Genomic DNA, 5,146 nt, shown 5'->3' with positions numbered 1-5,146 from the left:
GTGTAGATGGTTATTCCTACTCGCAGTCCAATCATATCATATTCGCGGCGAATAAATTCGCCGTTGGCACTTCCTCCACTGTAAGATAGCCAAGTGGCTTCCGTGCCTTTCGGCGATTTTCTTGTGATATATTCTTCCTGTTGACAGATTATTCCTCACCTTGGTGGTAATAATAGTTGTAGTAATTGTCTGAATGACCATGCTGTCCATTGGCAACTACGCCTAAAACATCAATGGGCGCATTTTTCATATCAGTTAAAGCCTGCTCAAATACAAAACGGTCTGTTTTATCCATCCTGACGATCATCACCACACCGTCGGTTTGGGGAGCGATGTAATTGGTATCAGCTAGACCCATAATGGGAGGAGCATCATAAATGACTAAATCAAAGGTATCTTGAAACTGTGCCATCAGTTTTTTCATTTTCCCTGATGAGAGTAACTTAGGTGCATCGGGGGGAATAGGTCCAGAAGTAATGATAGATAATTCATTCATAGCAGGTAGTAGTGTGACTACATTTTCTATGGACATATCCGTAGTAATTAAACTACTCAACCCCCAGAGATTACTTACATTTGCCAAGTTATGAATATTAGGGCGGCGCAAATCTGTATCTACCAGTAATACTTTTTTCCCCATAGTTGCAGCTACTTGAGCCAGATAAAAGGCAATTGTACTTTTACCGTCACCTTGCATGGAGGAGGTGATGGTAATAGAACTGATGGGAGTATCAGAGCTTAATAATTGTATATTTGTGTAGAGTACCCTGATGGCTTCGATAAAATTGTTAGTGTAATTGGTGTAGTGCCGTTTGGCTACGGTGGTTCTTTGGGTAGTAGTTTCCATCTGCCCATCCGAGTATTGTATCAAAGCATTTTTGAGTTTGAGAGTAGGGGATTTATCCTGCTGCATTTCTTGGTTAAAGGGAATATTCCCTAATACAGGAAATTTGATTCTTTCTTTGAGGCTCAAAGTGTTGTGATAAGTATGATCTAGCTTTTCCAAGAGTAAAGCTGCACCAATCCCTAGGGAGATACTCGCGGCAATTCCCATGATCATATCCCGGATCATAGTTGAAGAGACAGCTATAGGACTTATGGGTAGGTTAGGTGACTGAACTAATTGCCAACCTTGTTCCGTCTGAGAGGATTTTTTAATGAGCAAATCTTCCCTAGCTGATAAAAAACGATTCAGACTTTCATTAGCAATAGCTAAACGGCGTTGTATTTCTGTATATTGTCGGATCAGTGTAGGTAATTCCAGGCTTTTCCGTTCTAAAATTCGGCGATTTGTTTCCAGTTCTTGTTGATTAAGTTCTAAGGATTTGAGTAATTTATATGCTTCTTCTCGCTTAGTTTGGATATATAATTCTGATTCTCGCTTGATTATTGGTTTGATGTTGTTCTGTTTTTCCTGGAGTGTAATTAGGGCGGGGTTTCCATCTTGAAAAACAGCTGATTGTGTGGCAATTTGAATATCTAATTGGCGCAATTCTTCATTTAATGACCGATATATAGGATAGTTATCCAGGATAGACCTGACACCATCTTCAGTTTGTAAGAAATTCCAATCAGCACGAGCTTGGGCTAGTGGTAGTTGTAGTTGTTGCAGTTGTTGATTTACACCTGTGATTTGCTCTCCAATTGCTTCCGCTAGGACTTCTGGACTGAGAAAGTTATGCCTACGTTGGAACTGTTCTAATGTTGCCTGAACCTGGTTGACGCGTCTTTGTATCTTGGGTAGTTCTTCATCTAGATATTTTAAACTTTCACTGAGGGTATTTTGCTCTTGTTGTTGACTGTAAGCTATATAATCGGCAGCAATTTGTTCTAGTACATCTTTGGATTCCACAGGGTTTTGGCTACGATAATTGACTTGGATAATTTTGGTTTGACCTACACGAGAAATCCTCAGACCCCGAGTCAGATATCCATAGTTGATGTTTGGATAGTCAGCTTGTAACTGTTTAATGCTGTTTTGCAGAATATCATAACCCAACATCACGAGAATTTGAGTTTCATAATCGAAACTCTTTGTAATTGTTCGGTTGATGTTATCGCCTAAGTTTAACAACTCACTCCTATTATCAGGGGTTTCAACCAGGATTGTAAAACTGCTTTCATATTCTGGTGGGCTTTGGGGATTTAAGTAAATCTTTACACCTACACTGGCAAGTACAGTTGTAGCTACTCCCACAACAACTACAATTCGACGCCTTAACAAACTTAAAAATTCTTTGTAATTCCAATCCTCCCTTTGTTGCTGATTTTCTTGTTGCTGATTGTCCAGAAAAGGGGGATAGGGAAAAAATGGAGTGATGGAGTTTCTCGTCTGTTCGGGATTTACGGGTTTATCAGTTTGATTGTGGATATTAGACATATTTTACACTTTGCTAATATAGCTAGTAATTTTGTGTGATGTATCTTTTCTGATGTTGGCTATTTTTTGGTGTAATCTTGCTATTTTGATTTGGGCTTTTCTATAATTATTTGACCATATTTGTTTATGGCGGTTCAAATATTCCATTCTTGCTAACTTTTTCTCATACTTTTTATAACTTTTTACTCCATTAAATATTTCTCCTGTTGATAATGTAGCTAAGTGATTGATTCCTAAATCAACTCCTACAAACTCTTGATTTTTCTCTGTTTCATTGCCTTCAACTTCTATTTTCCAAGAGATAAACCTGCCTGTCGGCAGACATGGCCACTTGTCAGCCTGTTTACTGATGGTGACAGATTTCGGTTTATATCCTGTGGGGAGAATTTCATAAGTTTTTATCCAACCAATTACGGGTACTTTTACCTTTCTGTAGTCAATTTTTATGGCATCAAGAGCAGATGAGTGGAAATTTCAGCAAATGTGAGTATTTGTTAGTATTAGTTAAGAAAACAGTAACTAGCTACTAACCCTGAACTGTTGACACCTGATACCTGCTGAGTAGATAACACTTTCTATCAATACACTATTTTACTACTTTGTCAATGAGTAAGTCCTATTTGCTTCAGTGGTTTTGGCTCACTCCATTTCCTGATAAATAGCACTCAATGACATTAATTTTGCAGTAGCAAGATTATCCCATATGTGCTTATAAAGGTTAAGGTGATAGGGGCTAAAAGCACAAAATGCCTACATCCTGTGTGTCCTTGCTATCTAAGAAATACAAGGGTATTAGTCGGATAGATTCATAGAGATTTATACAGTGTTGATACATGAAATAACAATGATGTTGTGATAGTGTGATATGTATGATATTTTAATATTGTGATCCTGTGATATTATAGCTACTATAAGTGCTGAATCCTGCGATAAGATTTTCTAATTTCTCAAGTTTGGTATCACCAATACCAATGCACAACTTGAACAATATCCTCAAAATCTTAACATTCTAGGACTTACGCATTGACAGGATCAACCAAATATGAGGTATGGGTTTCGGGCATTTTAACGTGATTTTTTAATTATTTTTGGGCGATAGCGAAGCGCTGCTGCAAGCAGTTCGCTATTGATTGGAAGTTAATCGCCAAAAGCCTGAAACGATGGATTTTCGTTCATGCACATCATGGTGAATTTGTACAGTGCGTAAGTCCTACATTCAACTCTTCTGTGTAGCTACATAAATAACAGCTTAGTATTAGCCTAAATTAAAAATTAATTGCGATGTATGAAGAATGCTCAACAGACCTACAAACCATTAGGACTGTCGTCGGTAGATGGTACAAACAAGGGTGATGATTGTTTCTATGACCAAACAATTAAGTTATCTGTAGTTACACAGTTTTTTCCTCCAGACTATGCTGCTACCGGACAATTAATTGAGGAACTTGTACAGCAGTTAGAACAGCAGGGGGTAGAGATTGATGTGTTTACCAGTCAACCTGGATATGCGTTCAGGGTGAGTAAGGCTCCCCGTGTGGAACTGCGTGAGCAAACTAAGATTCATAGGTCTCGGACTGCGCAAATGTGGACTGGGAGAATTCGCGGAAAGGCTGTAAATGGAGTTTTATATAGCACTCGTGCTTTTTTGTATCTGCTCTCACTTTGGCGGCGAAGTAATGTGTTACTGATCACAACAGCACCACCATTTTTGCCCATTGTGGGTTATGCGGCTAATCTGCTGTGGAAGTTGCCCTATGTTTGTATAGTCTATGATTTGTATCCAGATGTCGCGATCGCACTGGGTGTAGTATCAAAGCAGCACTGGGTAACAAAACTTTGGCAAGGTTTAAATCAGAGAGTTTGGCTCAAAGCTGGGGGAATTGTGGTTCTCAGTCCAGAGATGAAACAACGGGTTGTAGAATACTGTCCCCAAGTCGCCCATAAAGTTTCTGTAATTCATAGCTGGGCTAACCCAGATTTAATTGTACCTATTGCCAAATCAGAAAACTGGTTTGCGTGGAAGTACAACTTAGTCAATAAATTCACTGTCCTTTACTCTGGGAATATGGGGCGATGTCACGACATCGATACTTTGTTAGTAGCGGCCAGAGAATTACAACATGAGTCAGTGCAGTTTGTGTGTATTGGTGGGGGTGCTAAACGGGAAGAGTTGATTGCTAGGGTCTCTCAACTAGAGCTAAGTAATTTTACATTTTTACCTTATCAAGATAAGGAAGATTTAGCCTATTCTCTCACAGCCTGCGACCTGTCTTTAGTGAGTGTTAACCCCAGCAGCGAAAGTTTAGTATTGCCGAGTAAGTTGTATTCAGCATTATCAGCTGGGAGACCATTGGCGGTAGTTTGTTCACCCGACTCTAGCTTAAGAAAAATAATTACTGACGCTGAATGTGGGGCAGCATTTGACCATGGGGATGGTCAGGGACTGGCGACATTTATCCGTTTATTGCAAAGTAACCAAACACTAGCAGAACAGATGGGTAAAGCTGGCCGTGAGTATCTACAATCCCACTTTACACCGCAAATTATTTGCCAACAGTATCTTGAGGTTTTACTGCAAACAGCGAATATTAAAAAGGGTAAAAATTTTTGAAATTACTGCTTGAATTTGTGGTACAATCGACTTGTGTAATAAAATAAGATAAACCTAAAAATGAAATAATTCCTAACGGGGTTGTTTGAAAAGTTTTAGATGGTGACTTTATACACTTGCAGATCCCCCCTAACCCCCCTTAATAAGGGGGGAAA

Annotated in this window: 3 protein-coding genes; 1 reads left to right on the top strand and 2 read right to left on the bottom strand. The window is 39.1% G+C overall.

What is annotated here, in order from left to right:
* Window positions 1-148 precede the first annotated feature (148 nt).
* Entirely contained in the window at window positions 149-2,380 is a 2,232-nt protein-coding gene (locus FFR48_RS25100; protein WP_137669246.1) for a GumC family protein, read from the bottom strand.
* A 3-nt stretch (window positions 2,381-2,383) separates the two neighbouring features.
* Window positions 2,384-2,671, bottom strand: a complete 288-nt coding sequence (locus tag FFR48_RS29705) for a transposase (protein ID WP_268932467.1) — start codon at window positions 2,669-2,671, stop codon at window positions 2,384-2,386.
* 994 nt (window positions 2,672-3,665) lie between these two features.
* Here FFR48_RS29705 and FFR48_RS25090 point away from each other — a divergent pair.
* Complete coding sequence (locus tag FFR48_RS25090) at window positions 3,666-4,991, top strand: glycosyltransferase family 4 protein (RefSeq protein WP_137669245.1); 1,326 nt, start codon at window positions 3,666-3,668, stop codon at window positions 4,989-4,991.
* Window positions 4,992-5,146: the final 155 nt, after the last annotated feature.

This window comes from Sphaerospermopsis reniformis, assembly GCF_005402885.1.
Taxonomy (GTDB): Bacteria; Cyanobacteriota; Cyanobacteriia; order Cyanobacteriales; family Nostocaceae; genus Sphaerospermopsis; species Sphaerospermopsis kisseleviana.
The sequence above is the reverse complement of the archived record's forward strand: the minus strand, read 5'-3'. Positions and strand labels throughout refer to the sequence as shown.